The organism is Thioalkalivibrio sp. ARh3 (genome assembly GCF_000377265.1).
Taxonomy (GTDB): domain Bacteria; phylum Pseudomonadota; class Gammaproteobacteria; order Ectothiorhodospirales; family Ectothiorhodospiraceae; genus Thioalkalivibrio; species Thioalkalivibrio thiocyanoxidans.
On the sequence record NZ_KB897948.1, the window covers coordinates 290,628 to 311,179 of the forward strand.

Sequence of the window (20,552 nt, forward strand, 5' to 3'; positions counted from 1 at the left end):
AACGCCTCCCGCAAACACCGTCATTGCGAGGCCCCGAAGGGGCCGCGGCAACCTCCCGCCGCAACCCCGACGCCTGCCCGGGGTCGCGCCGGGGCCGACCACGGAGATCGCCACGCGCCTGCGGCGCTCGCGATGACGGTGCTTTTCCGCACCATCGCGAGGACGGGATGCGTCGAACCCTGTTCCCCATGGAGTACCCGAGATGAGTGACACCGCTACCCACGCCGTCAACGTGACGCAAGGCGACCGACCCGACCGCGGCCTGCGGCTCTCCAGCGAGGAGATCTGCCTGACCGCCGAGGACCTGAAGCTGTTCTACGGCGAGGACCAGGCCCTGAAGGGCATCGACATCCAGATCCCGAAAAACCGGATCACCGCGTTCATTGGCCCCTCCGGCTGCGGGAAGTCCACTTTCCTGCGCTGCTTCAACCGCATGAACGACCTGATCGATGCCGCCCGCATCGAGGGGACGATCCGGCTCGACGGCGACGACATCTACGAAAAGGCCGTGGACGTGCCGGAGCTGCGCCGCCGCGTCGGCATGGTGTTCCAGAAGCCCAACCCGTTCCCGAAGTCCATCTACGAGAACGTCGCCTACGGCCTGCGCCTGCAGGGCGTGAAGAATCGCCGACGCCTGGACGAGGTGGTGGAAAAGTCGCTCAAGCGTGCCGCGCTGTGGGACGAGGTGAAGGATCGCCTGCACGAGAACGCCTTTGGCCTGTCCGGCGGCCAGCAGCAGCGCCTGGTGATCGCGCGCGCCATCGCGATCGACCCCGAGGTCCTGCTGCTGGACGAGCCCTGCTCCGCGCTGGACCCGCTGGCCACGCTGAAGATCGAGGAGTTGATGATCGAGCTGAAGAAGGACTACACGCTGGTCATCGTCACCCACAACATGCAGCAGGCCGCGCGCGTGTCCGACTACACCGCCTTCATGTATATGGGCGAACTGATCGAATACGCCGACACCGACACCCTGTTCACCTCGCCTGCCAAGAAGCAGACCGAGGACTACATCACCGGCCGCTTCGGTTAGGCCATTTCGGATCAGGAGTCCGGATCATGGACAAGAGCTTTTTCAAGCAGCACATCTCCCAGCAGTTCAATGCCGAGCTGGAGGACATCATCAAGAAGGTGATGACCATGGGCGGCCTGGTCGAGCAGCAGCTCGGCGATGCGGTGACCGCGATGGTCGAGGGTGACACCGCGCTGGCGGAAACCGTGATGACCTCCGACTACAAGGTCAACGCGCTCGAGGTCGAGATCGACGAGGAATGCACCCACATCCTCGCCCGTCGCCAGCCCACGGCCTCCGACCTGCGCCTGGTGATCGCGGTGATCAAGACCATCACCGACCTGGAACGCATGGGCGACGAGGCCGAGCGTGTGGGCCGCATGGGTCTGCAACTGCTGGACTCCGACCGCCGCGAGGCACCGATGGACGAGATCGCGAAGATGGGCCAGCTCGTGCGTGAGATGACGCGCGGCGTGCTCGATGCGTTCGCGCGCATGGACACCGAGCAGGCGGTGCGGGTCGCACAGCAGGACATCCAGATCGACAGCCTCTACGAGGCCATCACGCACAAGCTGATGAAACAGATGACCGCCTCCCCCGATGCGGTGCCACGTCTGATGGACATCGTCTGGGCGACCCGATCGCTGGAGCGGATCGGCGACCGCGCGCGGAACATCTGCGAGTACGTGGTGTATTTCGCGAAGGGCAAGAACGTCCGGCACACCAGCTACGACCAGATGGCGGCCGAGGCCACGGGGGATCGCCACTAACAAGAGTTCCGGCATCCCGGAACGGCGCGCGAGTGGACAACGACCCGGCAATCGGGCCCAAAATAGGGTCAAGCACACCCATGCCCTGGCCCCTGATACCCAATGCCGCGTTTCATCCCGATGTTGTTGGCCCTGACCGGCCTGATCCTGCTGACGGCGTTCGGCAGTCTGGCCGGTGCGGATGAACCGGAAGAAGCCTCGCCCTCTGCCGAGGTCGAGGCGTTACTCGAGCAGGACGATCTCCCCGATGGGGTCGCGTTCGAGATCGTCGAGAACGACCGCGCGGCGCTGAGTGCCCTGTTGCCCGAGATTCACGCGAATATCCGGGTGCTGCGCGAGCGCGCGCCGGAACTCCCGATCGCGGTCGTCACTCACGGGGCCGAGCAGTTCACCCTGACCCGCGCCGAGGCCGCGGCGCATGGCTCGCTCCACGCCGAAATCGAATCGCTCGTGATGGACGACGGCGTCAACGTCGTGGTCTGCGGCACGTTCGCGGGGTGGCGCGATCTCGAAGCCGATGCCTTCCCCGAGCATGTCGAGGTAGCCACGGCCGCACCGGACCGGCTGGATGACCTGGAGGCGTCAGGCTACACCGTGATCCGTCTGCGCCCGTCGCTGCTGGACGCCCCTGCCGAAGACCCCTGGGAGTTCGACTTCGGCCAGCCCTGAGACGCGCACGCCCGATGCGGGCTCTGTCACCCGCCAGGCGGCTTGTGGCATCCTTTTGCGCATGCGATTTCTGATCCGATGGTTTTTCCGCGGCGTACGCCTGATCCTCACCCCGTTCATGCTGATTGGCGAGCGCCTTTCGCGCCCGCGCGGCATCGAGCGCGACCCTGCCGACCAGGCCCGCGTTGATGAACAGACGCGCCACCTCGCGCTTTACCATTTCCCGGCCTGCCCGTTCTGCATCCGGGCACGCCGCACGATGCAGCGGCTGTCACTGAATATCGAACTGCGCAACGCCCAGGCAGCCGGTCCTCACCGCGAGGAGCTGCAGACCGAGGGCGGCAAGCTGCAGGTGCCCTGCCTGCGGATCGAGGAACCGGACGGTGAAGTGCGCTGGCTGTACGAGTCGGACGCGATCGGCGAATACCTGCGCGAGCGCTTCGACCCGAACCGCCAGGACGGGAGCTCCGGGGACGCCGCGGTATCCGGGGACTCCCGCACCTGACGGTGACGTCCGAAAAACGGGCCAGCGCCTAAAGGCCTGCCGCCACACAGCGGTATAAGATGGGGGTTCCCGTACCCAAGGAATCCGCTGGATGGCCGCCCTGAATCGCCCTCGAAGACTGCTTCGCATTTTTATTCTGCCAGCGACTGCCCTGCTGCTGGGCTCACTGGTGGGAGGCGCCGCCGCCCAGACGCTCGACCCCCTGTTCGATGCCCATCTGCACTATCGCGACCGACAGATGGAACAGTTCCCGCCGGAGTCCGTCGCACGCACGCTGGAGGAGAACTCGATCCAGTCCGCGATCGTGATGGCCCCGCGCTCGCAATTGATCGAGGCGCTGGAGCCAAAGGCCAATACGCGCATCGTCCCGTTTCTCGAGATCTCCCAGCGCCTGGGACGCAAGATGGACTGGATGTACGAGGACGGCCTGCGGGAACAGGTCGAGACCATACTCGACCGAAGCCGCGTCCAGTGGCGCGGGATCGGGGAATTGCACATCCAGGCCGACGACCGTTTTGCGCGCGGCTTCGAGGACCTGCTGGACCTGGCGGTCGAGCGCGATCTATGGATCGTGATCCATGGCGACCCGGCCGTGATCGACCATGCCTACGCCATCCAGCCCGAGGTACGCATCCTCTGGGCGCACGCCGGTTCCTATGCCTACCCCCCTCTCATTCGTGATTACCTGGAACGGCACCCGCACATGGTCATGGATGTCTCCATGCGCAATCCGCGCATCAACCCGGGCGGCATCATCGACCACGACTGGTTCGAACTGTTCCTCGACTATCCGGATCGTTTCCTGATCGGCAACGACACCTTCAGCCTGGCCCGCTGGGAACACTTCACGGTGCTGAAGGACAGCACCCGGGCCTGGCTCGAGCAGCTACCCGCGAACGTTCAGCGCATGATCGCCCGGGAGAACGGCGAGCGCCTGTTTCCGCCCACCGAGAGCCAGTAAGCCGGCCACAAAAAAGCCCGGGACCGTCTCCGGACCCGGGCTTGGCATCAACTGGCTCGGGGCTTACACCTTGAACTGCCCCACCCGCTGCTGCTGCTCGGAGGCCAGCTTGGACAGCTCCTCCGAGGCATTGCGGATCTGTTCCGATCCAGCCGCGGTCTGATCCAGCACCTCGGTCACGTTGGCGACGTTGCGGTTGATCTCCTCGGCCACCGTCGACTGCTCCTCGGCGGCACTGGCGATCTGCGTGTTCATGTCGCTGATGCGCGTGACCGACTGGGTGATCGCGGTCAGCGATTCGCCCGCCAGGTTGACCTGCTCCACGCTCTGGTGCGCCTTGGAACGGCCGTCTTCCATCGCCTGCACCGCCTCGCGGGTGCCGCTTTGCACACGCTCGATCATCTGCTGGATCTCGTGGGTGGAGTCCTGCGTGCGGCTGGCCAGGGTCCGGACCTCGTCGGCGACCACTGCGAAACCGCGGCCCTGTTCGCCCGCACGCGCCGCCTCGATAGCCGCGTTCAGCGCCAGCAGGTTGGTCTGGTCGGCGATATCGCCGATCACTTCCAGGACCTTGTTGATCTCCTCGGCATCCTGAGACAGGCGGCTCACCACCTCGGCAGCACCATCGACCTGCTGCGACAGGGTGTTGATCGCGGCCACGGTCCGCTGCACGACCTGCTGGCCCTCGCTGGCGTCCTGGTCGGTGTTCTGCGCCGCGGCGGCGGCATCCGCCGCATTTCGGGCCACTTCCTGCACCGTGGCCGTCATCTCGTTCATCGCCGTCGCCACCTGGTCGATTTCGGACTTCTGGCGGCGGACCTGCTCGTTGGTCTCCTCGCTGGTCGCGGACAGCTCGTTCGCCGCGGCGGCGACCTGGTCGCCCCCGGCCGCGACACTCGCCACCAGACCGCGAATCTGTTCGACGAAGTTGTTGAACGCCTCCGCCAGTTCTCCAAGCTCGTTGCGCCCGGAGACCTCCAGCTTGCGGGTCAGGTCACCGCCGCCACCCGCGATATCGTTCAGGCGGACCACCGTGCGATTCAACGGACGCACGATGCTGCGGGTCAGCAACCAGGCCAGGAGCGCGCCGAGGGCCACAGCAACGACTCCGACCGCGACCACGGTCCCAGTCGCGTTGCGCGCCATGGCCACATAGGCACTGCGGTCCACCATGACCTCGAGCACGCCGACCACATCACCGGAGAAGTCCGTCACGGGGCGGCCGACTACGGCCATCGGGGTGCCTTCATAGGTCACGTTGCGCACAAGTTCCTCGCCCTCCATGACCTCGCGCATCTCGGCATCGCTGAAGGTGGAGTCACCGCTGATGGTGCCGCCGAAACGGCTGAACGAACGACCATCACGCAGGTAGAGGGCGACCGGCGAATCCGTTTCGTCGGTGAATTCCTCAAAGAAGCTGTCGCCAAACGACAGCCCGAATTCCACGGAGCCGACGTGTTCACCATTGTGTTCGATCGGCACAACCCCGCGGATCCCGAGACCCGCCACGCCTTCTTCCAGCCCCGAGATCGCGGTGCGCTTGTCGTTCGTGTCGACCACGGTCTGCCGGAAGTCCGACAGGTCATCCCCGTAATTGTCGGGGGAGTGAACGCGCAGGAACGAGGTCGCCGGCGGGGTGTGGAACTGATACTGAGCCACGCCATAGTGCTCGCTGAGCGAGTCGAAACTGGGCACGACCATCTCGGCCAGACGCTCGCGATCCCCCGCCCCCATGGCCTCCTGCACGTCAGGGATCTTCGCCACGGTCTCCGCCATCGCGGTCGCACGAGCGGACTCCTGGTCCAGCCGCCCGACGAGCTGCGCGGCCAGATCGCTCAGCTCGCGCTGTTCGGCGCGATCGGCCATGGTGCCAAGACTGTTCATCACGACGACGAGTGTCAGGATCACGGCCAGCAGTACCACCGCGATGATCCCGACCATCAACCGGACACCGATTCGGATGTTGTCGAACATAATTGACGATTCTCCCCCAGGTTAAGGCTTTGCAGACGCGCGGCATCCTTGCTGCGGCAATTCACAGACAGTAGCGGCCGCGAAGCTTAAAGCTTGAGGGAGATCACAGAAAGCCAAGCGCCCGAGCGGGGCACCCTACCCGCGCATCAGGACGAACTCGGCGAAGGCATAGACAGCAAGCGTGATCAGGACAATCGCCACCAGCGACAGCAGCGCTCCTCCACGCACCATGTCCAGCACCCGCAGGCGGTTGCTGGCGAACACGATCGCATTGGGCGGGGTGGCAACTGGCAGCATGAAGGCCACGGAAGCGGCAAAAGCGACGGGTATCGCGAGGAGCACGACCGGGATGTCCATGCGCATGGCCAGCGCGACCACCAGCGGCAACAGCGTCGCGGCAGTCGCCGTATTGCTCGTGACATGCGACAACAGCATGGTTATCACCACGACCCCGGAGATAATCAGGACCAGCGGCCACGCCTGAGCGGCGGCTAGCCCCTCTGCGGCCAGTTCCGCCAGACCGCTCGCCTCGATGGCCGAGCCCAGGCTGAGCCCACCCCCGACCAGCAGCAGGACCCCCCAGGGGAGCTCGCGCGTGTTGTCCCAGGCCAGGAGCCGGCGCTGATCCGCCGCACCCGAGGGCAGCAGGAACAACAACCCGGCCCCCAGGATCGCAATGCCGGCATCGGTCAGGTGGACCGGCAGGACGCCCTCCAGGAACGGCCGCGACAGCCACGCCAGCGCCACCAGCAGGAAGACCCCCGCGACCCGGTACTCGGCTCGGGACCATGCCCCGATCTCGGCACGCTGCCGGTCCATCATCGCCTGCAACCCTTGCAGGCGCACGCGATGTACCGGGAAGACCCAGCGCGTCAGCAGCCACCAGGCCAGCAGCAGCAACAGGGTGGCGAGGGGCAGGCCCAGCATCATCCACTGCATGAAGCCGATCTCGATGCCATGCCGGTCGCCCAGATAGGCTGCAGTCAGTGCATTCGGCGGAGAGCCAATAATCGTCGCCATGCCCCCGATATTGGCGGCAAAGGCGATCCCCAGCAGTAGTGCGAGCGCGGGCCGGCGCGACTCGGGGCCGCCCCGGCCTCCCGCGATCTGCGTATCCCGATCCATCAGCGCCAGAACGGACAGGGCAATCGGCAGCATCAGCGCGGCGGTCGCCGTATTGCTGACCCACATCGACAAGCCCGCGGTGGCCAGCATGAAGGCCCCCACGAGGAGATGCAGGCGGTCCCCCGCCCGGCTGACGATCGCGAGCGCAATGCGCTGGTGGAGCCCCCAGCGCTGCACCGCCAGCGCGATCGCAAAGCCCCCCATGAACAGGAAGATGATGGGATTGGCATAGGGTGCGGTCGCCGCGTCCATGGGCACCACGCCCAGCAGTGGCAACAGGGCAATCGGCAGCAGCGCCGTAACGGGCAGGGGCAGGGCCTCGCTGATCCACCAGGTGGCCATGAACAGGGTCAGGCCCAGCACCCACCAGGCCTCGCGCCCGATGCCCTCCGGAGGCGGAAACAGCAGGAACGCCAGCATCAGGAGCGGGCCTAGGAACAACCCCACGCGCCCGCGCCAGCGGTAGGCACTGCGAGAGGCGTTCGTACCAGACTCCGGGGGATCGGCACTGGATTGTCGATCCGCATCGTGCGCGGGCATACCCTTGCTCCTTCACGATTCCATCGAACGAAAACCAAGCCGCGCCATCGGACATTGCATCCCCCGGACAACGTGACTATCGTTGACGGGTTCACTGGCTCGGCCATCGATGGTCGGCCAGCCGCAGTCTCGCATGTTTTCTTACAAGGAGTCTTTCATGGCCTACGAACTGCCCGATCTGCCCTATGCCAAGAACGCGCTGGAGCCGCACATCTCCGCCGAGACGCTGGAATACCACCACGACAAGCACCACGCGACCTACGTAACGAAGCTGAACGGCCTCCTGCCGGGCTCCGAATTCGAAAATGCCTCGCTCGAAGAGATCATCAAAAAGGCACCGGCCGGCGGCATCTTCAACAACGGTGCCCAGGTCTGGAACCATACGTTCTACTTCAACTGCATGGGTCCGAATGGTGGCGGGGAACCCACCGGCAAGCTTGCGGACGCGATCAACAGTGCCTTTGGCTCGTTTGATGCCTTCAAGGAGAAGTTCAACGAGGCCGCGGTCGGCAATTTCGGCTCCGGCTGGACCTGGCTCGTGCAGAATGATGATGGCTCGGTCGAAATCGTGAACACCTCCAATGCAGGCAACCCGATGCGTGATGGCAAGACCCCGCTGCTGACCTGCGATGTCTGGGAGCATGCCTACTACATCGACTACCGCAACGCGCGTCCCAAGTACCTGGAAAATTTCTGGACCGTCGTCAACTGGGATTTCGTCGCCCAGCAGATGAAATAAGTCGCTCAAACGCGATCGGTGCCGCCCCAATGCGGCGCCTCGGGCAGAAGCCGGCGACTCGGGCGCCGGCTTCTGCATTTAGGGGAAACACTGATCCGTGCATCCCCAGGGAGAAGCTTGCAAATGATTGACGTCCTGCAGAATACCTACAATCGGCTTCCTGTCGCCTTCGAACGGGGGGAAGGCGTCTGGCTCTGGGATACCGAGGGGAAACGCTACCTTGATGCCCTGTCCGGCATCGCGGTCTGCGGCCTTGGGCACGCCCACCCGAAAGTGGCGCATGCGATCTGCGATCAGGCTCAGACGCTGGTACATACCTCGAACCTGTTCCGCATCCCCTTGCAGGAACAGCTGGCCCGCCGTCTGTGCGCACTCGCACAGATGGACCAGGCCTTTTTCTGCAACTCCGGCGCCGAGGCCAACGAGGCGGCGATCAAGCTGGCCCGACTGCATGCCCGCCGCCGCGGCATCGAGAACCCCAAGGTCATCGTGATGCACGGCAGCTTCCACGGACGCACGCTCGCGACGCTGTCGGCCACCGGCAACGAGAAGATCCATGCCGGCTTCGAGCCCCTGGTCGAGGGGTTCGTGCACGTACCCCATGGTGACGCCGAGGCCGTCGAGGCCCTGGGCAGCGACCCGGACGTGGTCGCGATCCTGGTCGAGCCCATCACCGGTGAAGGCGGCATCCACGTACCCCCACCCGGATATCTGAAGCGCCTGCGCGAACTGGCCGATCAGCACGACTGGCTGCTGATGCTGGACGAGATCCAGGCGGGGATTGGGCGCACCGGCCACTGGTTTGCCTTCCAGCACGAGGGCATCACGCCGGACGTAGTGTCGCTCGCCAAGGGACTGGGCAACGGCATCCCGATCGGGGCCAACCTGGTGGCCGGGCGTGCCCGCGAGCTGTTTACCCCGGGCACCCACGGCACCACCTTCGGCGGCAATCCGCTGGTCTGCCGTGCGGCCCTGGCCGTACTGGACGTGATGCAGGACGAGGGGCTGTGCGAGGAGGCCGGGCGGCAGGGCGAGATCCTGCGCCGGCGCCTGGCCGACCGCCTCGAGGGCAAGCCCGGGGTCGTCGCCGTACGTGGCCGCGGTCTGATGATTGGCGTCGAGCTGGATCGCCCGGCCGGGGCACTGGTTCAGGCCGCCCTCGACGCAGGGCTGATCCTCAACGTGACCGCACAGCGGGTGATCCGGCTGCTGCCGCCGTTGATCGTGGACGACGCCCAGGTCGACCAGATCGCCAGCACCGTGGCCGATCTGGTCGACACCCTGCTCGCGTCCGAACAATCCCGGGAGGCCCAGGCATGAAGCCCCGCCATTACCTGTCGTTCCGCGACCTGTCCGCAGACGAGACGCGCACCCTGCTCGAAAGGGCCGTCGAACTGAAGCGCCAGACCCACGCGGGCGAGCACCACGACGACATTCTGCGTGGCAAGACGCTGGGGATGATCTTCGAGAAGTCCTCGACCCGCACACGCGTCTCGTTCGAGGTCGGCATGCAGCAGCTGGGCGGCAATGCCCTGTTCCTGTCCCCGCGCGACACGCAGCTGGGCCGCGGCGAGCCGATCGAGGACACGGCCCGCGTACTCTCGCGCATGGTGGACTGCGTGATGATCCGCACCTACGAACACGAGAAGATCGAGCTGTTCGCCCAGAACTCCTCGGTCCCCGTGATCAATGGCCTGACCGACCGGGAACACCCCGCCCAGCTGCTGGCCGACCTGCAGACCTATCTGGAACACCGGGGCGATATCCGGGGCAAGCGTGTCGCCTGGATTGGCGATGGCAACAACATGTGCCACAGCTACATGTATGCCGCGCACCTGCTGGACTTTCAGCTGGTAGCGGCCTGTCCCGAGGGCTACGACCCGGAAGAGGACGTCGTGGAGGCCACGCGCGACCACTTCGAACTCACCCGCGATGCGCGCGCGGCGGCCGAGGGTGCCGACCTCGTGGTCACCGACGTCTGGGCGAGCATGGGGCAGGAACAGGAAAAGAGTGCGCGCCGCCGCGCCTTTGCCGGGTTCTTCGTGGACGCCGACCTGATGCGTCTGGCCAACGACGACGCCCTGTTCATGCACTGTCTGCCCGCGCACCGCGAGGAAGAGGTCTCCACCGAGGTCCTCGAAGGCCCGCAAAGCGTGGTCTGGGACGAGGCGGAGAACCGCCTGCATGCGCAGAAGGCCCTGATGGAATTCCTGCTGACCCGCGGCACCTGATCCAGAGCCGGACCGGTCACGGAACTGACATAATGTCCGCAAAGACTCCGGCTCCCCACTCTGGCCGGAGTCGTTCGTGCCGGATGCCGACGTGACCGATACCGATCTCTTCCTCAACCGCGAGCTTTCACTGCTGGAGTTCAACCGGCGCGTGCTGGAACTGGCGCGCGACCCGGGTTTCCCGCTACTGGAGCGGTTGCGCTACCTGAGCATCTCCTCCACCAACCTCGACGAGTTCTTCGAGGTTCGCGTGGGGTCGCTGCGTCAGCAGATCGACCTGAACGTCCAGACACCCGGACCGGACGGCCTTTCCGCGGCGGAACAGCTGCGCCAGATCGCCCCCCGTGCTCACGCCCTGGTCGATGATCAGTACCGCACGCTCAACGACGAACTGATCCCGGCACTGGCGGAGGAAGGCATCCATTTCGTGCGGCGCTCGCACTGGAGCGACGAACAAAGAGCCTGGGTACGCCAGTTCTTCCACGAGCAGCTACAGCCGGTCCTGAGCCCGATCGGGCTCGATCCCGCACACCCGTTCCCGCGCATCCTGAACAAGAGCCTGAACTTCATCGTCACGCTCAAGGGCAAGGACGCATTCGGACGGGAGTCCGGGCGCGCGGTGGTGCAGGCGCCGCGTTCACTCCCGCGTCTGGTACCCCTGCCACGCGAGGTGGCCAGCGGCGATTCCGATTTCGTGCTGCTGTCGTCCATCCTGCACGCCCACGTCGGCGAGCTGTTCAAGGGCATGAAGGTCACCGGCTGCTACCAGTTCCGGCTGACGCGCAACTCCGACCTGTTCGTGCAGGAGGAGGAGATCGACGACCTCCTGAACGCACTGGAGGGCGAACTGCCGAGCCGCAACTACGGCGCCGCTGTCCGCCTGGAGGTCGCGGACAACTGCCCGGGGGAAGTGGCGCAGTTCCTGCTGCAGGAGTTCCGTCTGGAGGCGGACGACCTCTACCAGGTCACCGGCCTGGTTAACCTCAACCGCATGATGGCGGTGTACGACCTGGTCGACCGGCCCGATCTCAAGTTTCCTCCGTTCATCCCCGCCCTGCCGCGCACGGACGCCAGCGGCGAAAGCATCTTCGCGTCCATCCGCGAGCAGGACCTGCTGCTGCACCACCCCTACCAGTCGTTCATGCCGGTGGTGGATTTGCTGCGCCAGGCCGCCAGCGACCCGCGCGTGCTGGCAATCAAGCAGACGCTTTATCGCACGGGGACCCAATCGCCGCTGGTGGAGACCCTGATCGAGGCCGCGCAGTCGGGCAAGGAAGTGACCGTCGTGATCGAGCTGCGCGCCCGCTTTGACGAGGCGGACAATATCGAACTGGCCAACCGCATGCAGGATGCGGGCGTGCATGTAACCTATGGCGTGGTCGGCTACAAGACCCACGCAAAGCTCGCCCTGGTGGTGCGCCGTAACGGCGACAGGCTCGTGCGCTACGCCCACCTGGGCACGGGCAACTACCACTCGGGCACCGCCAAGGCCTATACGGACTACGGCCTGCTGACGGCGGATCCGGTCCTCACCGAGGACGTGCATCGCGTGTTTCAGCAGCTCACGGGCCTGGGCAAGGTGGAGCGCCTGCGCGAGCTGATCCAGGCACCCTTCCGCCTGCACGACGCGATGTGCGAGAAGATCGAGCGCGAGGCCGATAACGCGCGCGAAGGCCGTCCGGCGCGGATCGTCGCGCGCATGAACTCGCTGAACGAGGCCGGCATCATCCAGGCGCTTTATCGCGCCTCCCAGGCCGGCGTGAAAATTCAACTGATCGTGCGCGGCATCTGCAGCCTGCGCCCGGGCGTGCCGGAGATCTCCGAGAACATCGAGGTGCGCTCGGTCCTCGGCCGCTTTCTGGAGCACTCGCGGGTGTTCTATTTCGAGAACGGGGGCGAGCCCGAGGTGTATCTGTCCAGCGCGGACTGGATGCCCCGCAACTTCTTTCGCCGGGTCGAGGTCGCCTTTCCGATCCGCGATCCCGCGATGCGCGACCGCGTCGCCGAGGAGTCGCTGTTCAACTACCTGCGGGATACCACCAGCGCGTGGGCCCTGCAGGCCGACGGAAGCTACCGGCGGGTTGAACCACCGGCGGACGAGCCTCCCCATTCCGCGCAGCAGCAGTTGCTCAAGACGCTCGCTAGCTGAAGACCAGCTCCAGGTCGTGGCGCGCCCACTGCCCGGCCTCCTCCTCCAGATCCGCCCGCGTCAGCGGGTGCGCATCCAGCCAACCCGCGGCAAAGCCCAGCACCAGCCCGCGCTCGCGCGCCTCGATCCGCTCCAGCGGCGGGGGCTCCGGTGCGCGCGAGCGATGCAGCAGCACCGCCAGCCGCAACAGACTGGCCAGCCGCAGCAGCGGCTCGACTCGGGCCTGTCGTACGTCACTGAGCAGCTTCGGTTTGAAGGCCCGCCGGTGCAGGCGCACCAGCAGCGCCAGTTCGTGCTGCTCGGGCTGCGAGAAACCCGGCAGATCGGCCCAGTTGAGGATGTATTCACCATGCTTGTGGTACTTGCTGTGCGCGAGCGCCAGCCCCACCTCGTGCAGCTCGGCCGCCCAGTCCAGTCGCTCGCCGTCGGCCTCGTCCAGGCCCCAGCGGGCCCGGACCGCGCCCAGCAGGCGCGCGGCCATCGCCTGTACCCGCGCCGCCTGGGCCTCGTCCACGGCGAAGCGTCGTCGGAGGTTGTGAATCGTCAGGCCACGTACATCCTCGTGCCGGAAACGGCCCAGCAGATCGTGGATCACCCCCTCCCGCAACGCACCATCGGAGGGATACAGCCGCTCGATCCCCAGCGCCTCGAACGCCCCGATCAGCACCGCCAGCCCGCCGGCGATCACCGGCACCCGGTCGTCGGCCAGCCCCGGCAGCTCCAGTTTGTTCAGGCGCCGAGCCTCGACCATGCGTTCGCGCAGGGTACGCAGCGCCTCCAGCGTCATGCCCGGTGCCTCGTCGATACCCGTCTCGCGGACGATACGATCCAGCGCCAGAATGGTCCCCGAAGCCCCCAGTGCCTGATCCCACCCGGCCTCGCGGTAGGTGGCGGCGATCGGCTGCAGCTCCTGGCCGGCATGCAGCTCGGCGGCGGCAAACGCCCGGGGCGTCAGGCGGCCGTCGGCGAAGTGCCTGCGGGTGAAGGTCACACAGCCCATTTCCAGGCTCTCGGCGAGCATGGGCTGGAAGCGCTCGCCAATGATGAATTCGGTGCTGCCGCCGCCGATGTCCATCACCAGTCGCCGCCCTGCGTCATCGGCGACCGTATGAGCCACCCCCAGATAGATCAGCCGCGCCTCCTCGCGCCCGGCGATGATCTCCACCGGATGCCCCAGGGCCTGCTCCGCGGCGGCCAGAAAACGGTGACTGTCAGCCATCTGGCGCAGGGTATTGGTGCCCACGACACGCACACTGCCCTGGCGTAGCTGGCGCAGCCGCTGGCCGAAACGCTCCAGGCAGTCCAGCGCCCGGCGTTCGACCGTCGCATCCAGGCGACCGCGGGCATCCAGACCGCTGGCCAGTCGTACCGTTTCCTTCAAGCGGTCCATCTTCAGGACCTCACCGCCGTGACGTCGGGCCACGATCATGTGGAAACTGTTGGACCCCAGATCGACCGCCGCGACGGTCTCGCCCTGCCCCTCCATGCCCATCTACCCGTGCTCTCCCGCGAGATCCTCCAGCACCCGGCGGGGCAACAGCCAGAGCAATTCCATCGGACCGGGCAGACCGCCTCCCAGGGCGCAGACCGAACCCTTGCCCATATGCACCCCGGCAGCCCCCGACGGACAGCCCATCAGGCGCCCCGCCAGCGAGGACAGGTCCGGCTCATGGCCGACCACCACCAGACTGCCGTCGGCCGGCAGGCGGGCCGCCAGGGCCTCCAGTTCCACACCGGCCACCTGTCCGGGTGCCAGCCATTTCTTCTGGCGTACCGGGACGCCCAGTGCCTCGGCGATGGGCGCCGCCGTCTGACGGGCGCGCAGGTAGGGGCTGGTCAGCAGTTCCAGATGGCCGGGAAGCAAGTGGGTCAGCGCGGCCGCCATGCGCCGGGCGCTCACCTGGCCGGCCTCGCTCAGCGGCCGGTCCCGGTCGGCCCCGTCCCACTCCCCCGCGTCGCCCGCCTGGGCATGGCGGACCAGTACGAGACGCGGACTCCGGCTCACGCCTGCGCGCTCCCCGGCGCCAGCAGGAACAGGCTGTACGCCTCCTCCGGGGCTGACCACTCCGCCACCTGCGACAATCCGGCACCGGCCAACAGTTGTTGGACCATCGGGCGGGTAAACTTGCGCGAAATCTCGGTGCGAATGGCCTCGCCGTCGGCGAACTGCAGGGTCGTCGCGGGTTCGGAGACCTGGACGGTCTGATCACCCTCGGCGACCAGGTGCATCTCGATACGGGAGTGAGCCTCGACGAACGGCGCGCGATGGTAGAAACCGTCGGGATCGAAGTCGGCCCCCAGCTCGCGATTGAGGACGGACAGCAGGTTCAGGTTGAACGCCGCCGTCACACCGGCCGCGTCGTTGTAGGCCGCCTCCATCACGGGAGTGGCCTTGACCCGGTCCAGCCCGAGCAGGAGCCGATCCTCCGGCCCCATGGCGACGCGAATCTGCGACAGCAAGTCGATCGCCTCGGTGTCCTCGAAATTCCCCAGGCTGCCGCCGAGAAAGGTGAACAGGCGCGGGGCACTCGGGCCGGGGTCCAGCGTGGACAGGGCCGAAAGTGCGGCGAGATAGTCACCACACAGGGCCTCGATCACGAGCGTGGGGAATCGTTTCAGCAGGCGCTCGGCCGCCTCGTCGAGGATCTCGCCACAGACATCGTTGGCGACGTAATACGGGTCGTCGACCCGCTCGTTCAGCGCCGCGAGCAGGTACTCGGTCTTGCGCGAGGTCCCGCTGCCAAGCTCGATCAGCGTGTGGGCACCCGAGGTCTCGACGATCTCGCTCGCTCGGGACTCCAGCAGGGCCGATTCCAGGCGAGTGGGGTAATACTCCGGTGTGTCGCAAATGGCATCGAACAGCTGCGAGCCACGGGCATCGTAGAAGTACTTTGGAGGTAGCCAGCGCGGTGCCTCCAGCATGCCCTCACGAAAGTCCGCTACCAGCTCCGCATGGGGGTCGCGCACCTGCACCACATGGCGGGTATAGCGCTCCGGGAGCGGCATGGCGGGACTCTCGGGCTTCATTGGCACCATCCGTGCTTCGGGGTTCCCGGCACGCTACCATGAAACTCCCGACCTCCCAACCGCGAGTCCGCGCCAATGTGTCGCCATCTAGCCTATCTCGGCCCGCCACTGGCACTCAGGCGGGTACTGCTGGACCCGCCGCACAATCTGATCGAGCAGGCAATTGCCCCGCAGGAGCTGGTCTACGCCCGGGTCAATGCGGATGGGTTCGGGTTCGGCTGGTTCAGTGAGGACGGCACCGCGCGTTGCTATCGCCGCGCCGATCCCCTGTGGCAGGACCCGAACCTGCAAACGCTCGCGGATACGCTCGAAGAGCCTCTCTGGATCTCCGCCATTCGCAGCGCAACCCCCGGGTTCGGGGGCGACACGGTCAATGCCCAGCCTTTCTGCATGGACGGTTTGCTCTACAGTCACAATGGGCTCATTGGCGGCTTCAGGCCCCGGATCCGCCGCCAGGTCGAGAACCTGCTGACGCCCGAGATCGAGGCGGGTATCCAGGGCACCACGGATTCCGAATACCTGTTCGCCCTGATCCGCCAGTTCCTCGCGGACGACGAGAACGCCACGCTGGAAGGCGCCCTGGGCGAGGCCTTCTCAACGCTCGAGACCTGGCTGGGCGAGGACATGGCCCTGTTGAACGTACTGCTGTCCGACGGTCGCCGACTGGTCGCCAGCCGCCATGCGATCAACAGCCCCTGTCCCAGCCTCTACTACACTTCCGATGATGACGATTTTCCCGAGGACTCGGTCGTCGTCGCCTCGGAGCCGCTGACAGACCGCGAGCGGTGGCGCCCCGTTCCTTCGGGACATATCCTGATCCTGGACCCTGACGAACCCCCGGAACTCCTCGCGCTTTAGTCGCTCCACTCGGTATGAGCACCCCGGACTTCAAGCCGCCGGCCAGGCCCGTCTCCTCCCCCGGCCTGCTGGATGCCCTCGCCCGCCAGCACGAGCGCCTGAATCAGGCGCTGGAGGCCGTGCCGGCCTGCATGTGGCGCAACCAGTACCATCCAGACCTCAGCCCGATCGGCTGGCACTACGCCCACTGCTGCTTCATCGAGGCCGTCTGGCTGCGCGAACGCATCCTGGGGCTCGCGCCGCCCCGCCCGAGGGACTGGCACGACCTCTATTTCCCGGAAATCAGCCCCAAATGGCGCCGGGGCGGACGCCTGCCCGCCCCCGATCGACTCATCCGATGGGGACGTGAACGCCAGTCCCGGCATCGCGATTGGCTCGTCCGCCACGCTGACATCCTCGACCACCCGCTGATGGCCGGCGAATACCTGACCGGGTTCCTCGCCCAGCACCACGCGATGCACCTGGAGTCCCTGGCCCAGGTGCGCTGGTTTGCCGGTCTTCAGGGGCCCGACCCTGCCCACTCGGAACCCCGCCGACAGGACCCCGAGCCCCCCTCGCAGACCTGGCTCGAATGGGATGTCGTGCAGACCATGGTCGGCAGCGACGACGTACTGGCGTTCGACAACGAACAGGGCGTTCACGGGAAGGAACTCACCCCCTTTGCCATCCGGCGCGATCCCGTCACCAACGGGGAATGGCAGGCCTTCATACAGGAGGACGGCTATCGGCGTCCCGAACTATGGAGCCGCGAGGGGTGGGACTGGCGCAGCGCACACGACATCCAGGCCCCGCTCGGGTGGCGGGAGTCCGGGACCGACATTGACCTGCAGGTTCTGCCGGAAGGCACGGTTCAGCGCAACGCCGATGCCCCGGTGGTGGGCATCTCCCGCTTCGAGGCCGAGGCCTTCGCACACTGGGCCGGCGCCCGGCTGCCCCACGAACACGAATGGGAACATGCCCAGCGCGAGGGAGCGCTGCGAGGCACCGGCCGGGTCTGGGAATGGTGCGAAAACCCGTTCGCACCCTATCCCGGATTCCGGCCGTTCCCCTATGACGAATACTCGGCCCCGTGGTTCGACGGCCGGCATTACGTCCTGCGCGGCGGCAGCGACTGGAGCGACCCGCTGCTGAAACGCCCGAGCATGCGCAATTTCTTCACCCCGGAGAAACGCCATGTCTTTGCCGGCGTGCGCCTCGCACGTACGATGGAACCCTGACCCCCAGAGGATATCCTCCCATGAGCCGCACGCTGCCCCTCAGGCCCCTTTTCGCATGCCTCTGGCTGGGCACCATGCTGCTGCTCCCGGCCCTCGCCACCGCCGATGGCAGCACCACGCTGACGCTCTCCGGCCATGCCGAGCGGGAGGTGGAGAATGACCGCATGACGGTCCAGATGCAGGCCCAGGCCCGTGCCCCGGACGCGCGCGACGCCGCGGCCACGGTGAATCGCCGCATGGAACAGGCCCTGGCCCGAGCGGAGGGGTATGACGACGTCGAGGCCTCGACCCGAAGCTACACAACACAAGCTATCCACGATCGGGACGAACCCGGTCAAATCAGGGCCTGGCAGGTCCAGCAGACCCTGGAACTAACCAGCAGTGGCTTCGAGGATCTCACCGAACTGGTGGGCGCCCTGCAGGGAGACGAGCTGACCGTGGGCCAGATCCGCTTCTCGCTCAGCCGCGAGAAACAACAGGAGCACCGTGAGGCGTTGCTCGAGGCTGCCATGGAGGACTGGAAGGAACAGGCACGCGCGATCGCACGCTCACTGGGGGCGACCCACCTGCGCCCGGTGGAAGTCGAACTCGTCGACAGCGGCTATGACCGCCCACAGCCGATGATGGCCATGCGTGCGATGGACGAATCCGCCAGCCAGCCCGCACTGGAGGCCGGGACCTCCACGGTGTCCGTCACCGTGCGCGCCAAGGTGGAAGCGCTGGGGGGCGAGACGCTGCGCGTCGACCCGTAAGCGGTCTGCACCTGCTCACTACCGCGCGAGATGCAGGGCCAGTTCCCCTTCGCGCACATCAATGCTCTCGATCCCCGCGCGCAGGTGCTGGAAGGGCTCCAGCGCCAGCAGGTCTTCATCTTTCAGGCCACCCAGCCAGGCGTCGGGCAGCGGGATGCCGGCGACGGACACACCGACGAGTCGGGCCCGCAGTTCTTCGGCCTCGGTCTCGAAACGCACGCCGGAACGCACGTTCAGCACACGCCCGCCCATCAGCGGCACATCTGCCGGCACATCGATGCGCACCCGCGTGCTCACCTGCCCCGGTGTCAGGCGGACCGCCACCCGACCGGCCAGGTCCGGATCACGCGCGATCAGGGCATTCAGTTCGCGCTCGCTGAACTGGACGATCCGGGCCTCGTCAGTCTCTTCATAGAGTTCGGGGATCAGTGGCTCGGCTTCCGCCTCGAGGTCGATGATCGGTTCGCCGGGGGCCTGATCGGGGCGTGGCGCGTCGGGTGCGGAGATCGCCTGCAGCTTGGCCTCGAGCTCCACCTGCTCCTGCTCGCTCAGGGTCACGGGTTCCGGTTCGCCGGACTGCAGCATCACCACGCCCCAGAAGGCCGCCCAGATGACCGCCAGCACCAGCAGGACGATCAGATAGCGCGGGGGACGCCCGGTGGAGCGGTACTGGATGGGTGCGGAGGGTTCCTGGGATTTGGCCATTGCTGGGTCCCGTCCTTGGCGGACGCATCATGGGGATCGCCATATGGTCGCACAGACGCCCACGCCCGTGCGCAGCCGCGCTCGCTAGATGAAGTCGAACAGCGAGAGGCGATTGACCTGCGTATAGGTCTGCTGGGCCGCCTGCAGCGCCACCTGCTGCTGGTTGAAGCGGCTGATCGCCTCGGCATAGTCGAGATCACGGATCTGCGACACCGCGCTTTCCAGATCCAGCAGGCGATCCTCGTTCAGGTCTTTTTGCTGATCGAAGGTCTTCAGCCGCCCACCCAACTCGGCGCGGATATCACTAAAGTTGCCAAGCGCTGCGTCCAGGTCCGCCAGGGCGGTGTTGGTAGCCGATGCCAGGTCCGCACGCGCCGTGGAACCGCCTCCACTGTTTTCCAGCGCATTGATGATGCGATCCAGGCTTTCGAAGACGTTCACGTTTTCCGCGGGCCGGGATTCGATCGTGTCACCCTCGGCGGGGGTACCGGAGATCACCACGGTACGTCCGGCGAATTCGATCGCGGCACCGGGGACATACGGCTGATCTTCCAAGCCCGCGAACACGTCACCTTGGCCATCCCGGATGGTGTAGGTGATCTCTCCATCATCTTCACTAAAGACAATCTCGAAGGTGTCGTCGCGATTGTCGTTGAAGGCCGAACGGTCGGTAACTTCGGCCTTTTCCAACACCATGGTGCCGTTGTTCGTGGCCACCGAAGCCCCGACACGCCCGTCATTCTCGGGGATCTCCATGAACACCCGAGCCCCGTCCTCGCCCAGACGAACCTTGCGCGTGGCAGATACCGCCACCTCGCGGACACTGCCCTCGCCGGACGCTCCGGAATAGCTCACCTCCCCATCCGCATCCTGATGGAACGGCTGATCCTGCGACTTGGTGCCAGCAAACAGGTACTCGCCGTTGGGGTCGCGGGTGTTCGCGATCTCGAACAGCCCGTCGCGGATCTGGCGCAGCTCGCCCGCCAGGTACTTGCGTGTCTCCTCGGTCTGGCTGTCGTTATTGCCGGTGACCACCAGCTCGCGCGCACGTTGCAGGGCATCGGTGCCCTGCTGCAGCAATGATTCCTGCTGCTGCATGCGCGGCTGGGTGTTCTCCATGTTGCGCTGGAACTGCTTGGTCGCCTTGATGATGCGCTCGAACTGGTTGATCTGGGTCGCGCCGCTGGGGTCATCCGAAGGGGACAGGATGCGCTTGCCCGAACCCAGCTGCAGCGAGGTTTGGTTGAGTTCGCCCTGGCCCGCCTGGATCTGGTTGATCCCGCTCTGGAAGATCTGGGTCGTGGAGATACGCATCGGG

Annotated in this window: 19 protein-coding genes; 12 read left to right on the plus strand and 7 right to left on the minus strand. The window is 66.2% G+C overall.

The annotated features are described in order from the left end of the window. Positions 1–202 precede the first annotated feature (202 nt). From pstB to C995_RS0106195, 5 genes are all read left to right on the plus strand, one after another. Positions 203–1,033 carry a phosphate ABC transporter ATP-binding protein PstB gene (gene pstB / locus C995_RS0106175; protein ID WP_018139120.1) on the plus strand — a complete coding sequence of 277 codons (831 nt, stop codon included), beginning with the start codon at positions 203–205 and terminating at the stop codon, positions 1,031–1,033. 26 nt (positions 1,034–1,059) lie between these two features. Then, positions 1,060–1,782: a phosphate signaling complex protein PhoU gene (gene phoU, locus C995_RS0106180; protein WP_018864093.1), complete on the plus strand. Its 723-nt coding sequence runs from the start codon at positions 1,060–1,062 to the stop codon at positions 1,780–1,782. Positions 1,783–1,884: 102 nt separating this feature from the next. Further along, positions 1,885–2,451, plus strand: coding sequence for a DsrE family protein (locus C995_RS0106185; RefSeq protein WP_018864094.1), 567 nt, complete (start codon positions 1,885–1,887; stop codon positions 2,449–2,451). A gap of 61 nt (positions 2,452–2,512) precedes the next feature. Then, positions 2,513–2,956 (plus strand): glutathione S-transferase N-terminal domain-containing protein, encoded by a 444-nt coding sequence (locus C995_RS0106190; protein WP_018864095.1) that lies wholly within the window; start codon positions 2,513–2,515, stop codon positions 2,954–2,956. Positions 2,957–3,047: 91 nt separating this feature from the next. Then, positions 3,048–3,917 carry an amidohydrolase family protein gene (locus C995_RS0106195; RefSeq protein WP_018864096.1) on the plus strand — a complete coding sequence of 290 codons (870 nt, stop codon included), beginning with the start codon at positions 3,048–3,050 and terminating at the stop codon, positions 3,915–3,917. A gap of 63 nt (positions 3,918–3,980) precedes the next feature. Here the strand turns inward: C995_RS0106195 and C995_RS0106200 are convergent, their stop codons facing one another. Together C995_RS0106200 and C995_RS0106205 are read right to left on the minus strand one after the other, a co-directional pair. Further along, the gene (locus tag C995_RS0106200) at positions 3,981–5,891 is read right to left on the minus strand and encodes a methyl-accepting chemotaxis protein (protein ID WP_018864097.1); all 1,911 of its coding nucleotides are present in this window, start codon (positions 5,889–5,891) and stop codon (positions 3,981–3,983) included. A 135-nt stretch (positions 5,892–6,026) separates the two neighbouring features. Then, positions 6,027–7,556, minus strand: coding sequence for a DASS family sodium-coupled anion symporter (locus tag C995_RS0106205; RefSeq protein WP_018864098.1), 1,530 nt, complete (start codon positions 7,554–7,556; stop codon positions 6,027–6,029). A 157-nt stretch (positions 7,557–7,713) separates the two neighbouring features. Here C995_RS0106205 and C995_RS0106210 point away from each other — a divergent pair, with 157 nt between their 5' ends. From C995_RS0106210 to ppk1, 4 genes are all read left to right on the plus strand, one after another. Then, a complete protein-coding gene (locus C995_RS0106210) occupies positions 7,714–8,295 on the plus strand; it encodes a superoxide dismutase (protein ID WP_018864099.1) in 582 nt (193 codons plus the stop codon). Between the two features lie 123 nt (positions 8,296–8,418). Continuing rightward, positions 8,419–9,615 carry an acetylornithine transaminase gene (locus C995_RS0106215; RefSeq protein WP_018864100.1) on the plus strand — a complete coding sequence of 399 codons (1,197 nt, stop codon included), beginning with the start codon at positions 8,419–8,421 and terminating at the stop codon, positions 9,613–9,615. Further along, on the plus strand, positions 9,612–10,526 hold the full coding sequence (gene argF, locus C995_RS0106220) for an ornithine carbamoyltransferase (protein ID WP_018864101.1): 915 nt from the start codon (positions 9,612–9,614) through the stop codon (positions 10,524–10,526). Before C995_RS0106215 ends, argF begins: the two co-directional genes overlap by 4 nt. Positions 10,527–10,602: 76 nt before the next feature. After that, positions 10,603–12,675, plus strand: a complete 2,073-nt coding sequence (ppk1, locus tag C995_RS0106225) for a polyphosphate kinase 1 (protein ID WP_018864102.1) — start codon at positions 10,603–10,605, stop codon at positions 12,673–12,675. Here the strand turns inward: ppk1 and C995_RS0106230 are convergent. Genes C995_RS0106230 through egtD form a run of 3 tightly spaced genes read right to left on the minus strand, consistent with a single transcriptional unit; the run spans position 12,668 to position 15,702 of the window. After that, positions 12,668–14,167, minus strand: a complete 1,500-nt coding sequence (locus C995_RS0106230; RefSeq protein ID WP_018864103.1) for an exopolyphosphatase — start codon at positions 14,165–14,167, stop codon at positions 12,668–12,670. The genes ppk1 and C995_RS0106230 overlap by 8 nt on opposite strands. After that, entirely contained in the window at positions 14,168–14,680 is a 513-nt protein-coding gene (locus C995_RS0106235; protein WP_018864104.1) for a histidine phosphatase family protein, read from the minus strand. After that, positions 14,677–15,702 carry an L-histidine N(alpha)-methyltransferase gene (gene egtD / locus C995_RS0106240; RefSeq protein WP_018864105.1) on the minus strand — a complete coding sequence of 342 codons (1,026 nt, stop codon included), beginning with the start codon at positions 15,700–15,702 and terminating at the stop codon, positions 14,677–14,679. The genes C995_RS0106235 and egtD overlap by 4 nt, the downstream gene beginning before the upstream one ends. A 75-nt stretch (positions 15,703–15,777) precedes the next feature. Between egtD and egtC the strand changes: the two genes are divergently transcribed. The 3 genes from egtC to C995_RS0106255 all read left to right on the plus strand — a co-directional run bounded on the left by egtC (position 15,778) and on the right by C995_RS0106255 (position 18,529). Beyond that, positions 15,778–16,560 (plus strand): ergothioneine biosynthesis protein EgtC, encoded by a 783-nt coding sequence (egtC, locus tag C995_RS0106245; RefSeq protein ID WP_018864106.1) that lies wholly within the window; start codon positions 15,778–15,780, stop codon positions 16,558–16,560. Between the two features lie 65 nt (positions 16,561–16,625). Continuing rightward, entirely contained in the window at positions 16,626–17,777 is a 1,152-nt protein-coding gene (locus C995_RS0106250; RefSeq protein ID WP_026278981.1) for an SUMF1/EgtB/PvdO family nonheme iron enzyme, read from the plus strand. A gap of 20 nt (positions 17,778–17,797) precedes the next feature. After that, positions 17,798–18,529 (plus strand): SIMPL domain-containing protein, encoded by a 732-nt coding sequence (locus C995_RS0106255; protein ID WP_018864108.1) that lies wholly within the window; start codon positions 17,798–17,800, stop codon positions 18,527–18,529. 18 nt (positions 18,530–18,547) lie between these two features. Here C995_RS0106255 and C995_RS0106260 read toward each other — a convergent pair whose 3' ends face one another. Beyond that, entirely contained in the window at positions 18,548–19,234 is a 687-nt protein-coding gene (locus tag C995_RS0106260) for a hypothetical protein (RefSeq protein WP_018864109.1), read from the minus strand. 84 nt (positions 19,235–19,318) lie between these two features. Further along, entirely contained in the window at positions 19,319–20,548 is a 1,230-nt protein-coding gene (gene flgL, locus C995_RS0106265; RefSeq protein ID WP_018864110.1) for a flagellar hook-associated protein FlgL, read from the minus strand. Between the last annotated feature and the right edge of the window lie 4 nt (positions 20,549–20,552).

Excerpts from the sequence above, each read along its gene's own strand:
- pstB (WP_018139120.1), top strand. The coding sequence starts at position 203 with ATGAGTGACACCGCTACCCACGCCGTCAACGTGACGCAAGGCGACCGA.
- phoU (WP_018864093.1), top strand. The coding sequence starts at position 1,060 with ATGGACAAGAGCTTTTTCAAGCAGCACATCTCCCAGCAGTTCAATGCC.
- C995_RS0106185 (WP_018864094.1), top strand. The coding sequence starts at position 1,885 with ATGCCGCGTTTCATCCCGATGTTGTTGGCCCTGACCGGCCTGATCCTG.
- C995_RS0106190 (WP_018864095.1), top strand. The coding sequence starts at position 2,513 with ATGCGATTTCTGATCCGATGGTTTTTCCGCGGCGTACGCCTGATCCTC.
- C995_RS0106195 (WP_018864096.1), top strand. The coding sequence starts at position 3,048 with ATGGCCGCCCTGAATCGCCCTCGAAGACTGCTTCGCATTTTTATTCTG.
- C995_RS0106200 (WP_018864097.1), bottom strand. The coding sequence starts at position 5,891 with ATGTTCGACAACATCCGAATCGGTGTCCGGTTGATGGTCGGGATCATC.
- C995_RS0106205 (WP_018864098.1), bottom strand. The coding sequence starts at position 7,556 with ATGCCCGCGCACGATGCGGATCGACAATCCAGTGCCGATCCCCCGGAG.
- C995_RS0106210 (WP_018864099.1), top strand. The coding sequence starts at position 7,714 with ATGGCCTACGAACTGCCCGATCTGCCCTATGCCAAGAACGCGCTGGAG.
- C995_RS0106215 (WP_018864100.1), top strand. The coding sequence starts at position 8,419 with ATGATTGACGTCCTGCAGAATACCTACAATCGGCTTCCTGTCGCCTTC.
- argF (WP_018864101.1), top strand. The coding sequence starts at position 9,612 with ATGAAGCCCCGCCATTACCTGTCGTTCCGCGACCTGTCCGCAGACGAG.
- C995_RS0106230 (WP_018864103.1), bottom strand. The coding sequence starts at position 14,167 with ATGGGCATGGAGGGGCAGGGCGAGACCGTCGCGGCGGTCGATCTGGGG.
- egtD (WP_018864105.1), bottom strand. The coding sequence starts at position 15,702 with ATGAAGCCCGAGAGTCCCGCCATGCCGCTCCCGGAGCGCTATACCCGC.
- egtC (WP_018864106.1), top strand. The coding sequence starts at position 15,778 with ATGTGTCGCCATCTAGCCTATCTCGGCCCGCCACTGGCACTCAGGCGG.
- C995_RS0106255 (WP_018864108.1), top strand. The coding sequence starts at position 17,798 with ATGAGCCGCACGCTGCCCCTCAGGCCCCTTTTCGCATGCCTCTGGCTG.
- C995_RS0106260 (WP_018864109.1), bottom strand. The coding sequence starts at position 19,234 with ATGGCCAAATCCCAGGAACCCTCCGCACCCATCCAGTACCGCTCCACC.
- flgL (WP_018864110.1), bottom strand. The coding sequence starts at position 20,548 with ATGCGTATCTCCACGACCCAGATCTTCCAGAGCGGGATCAACCAGATC.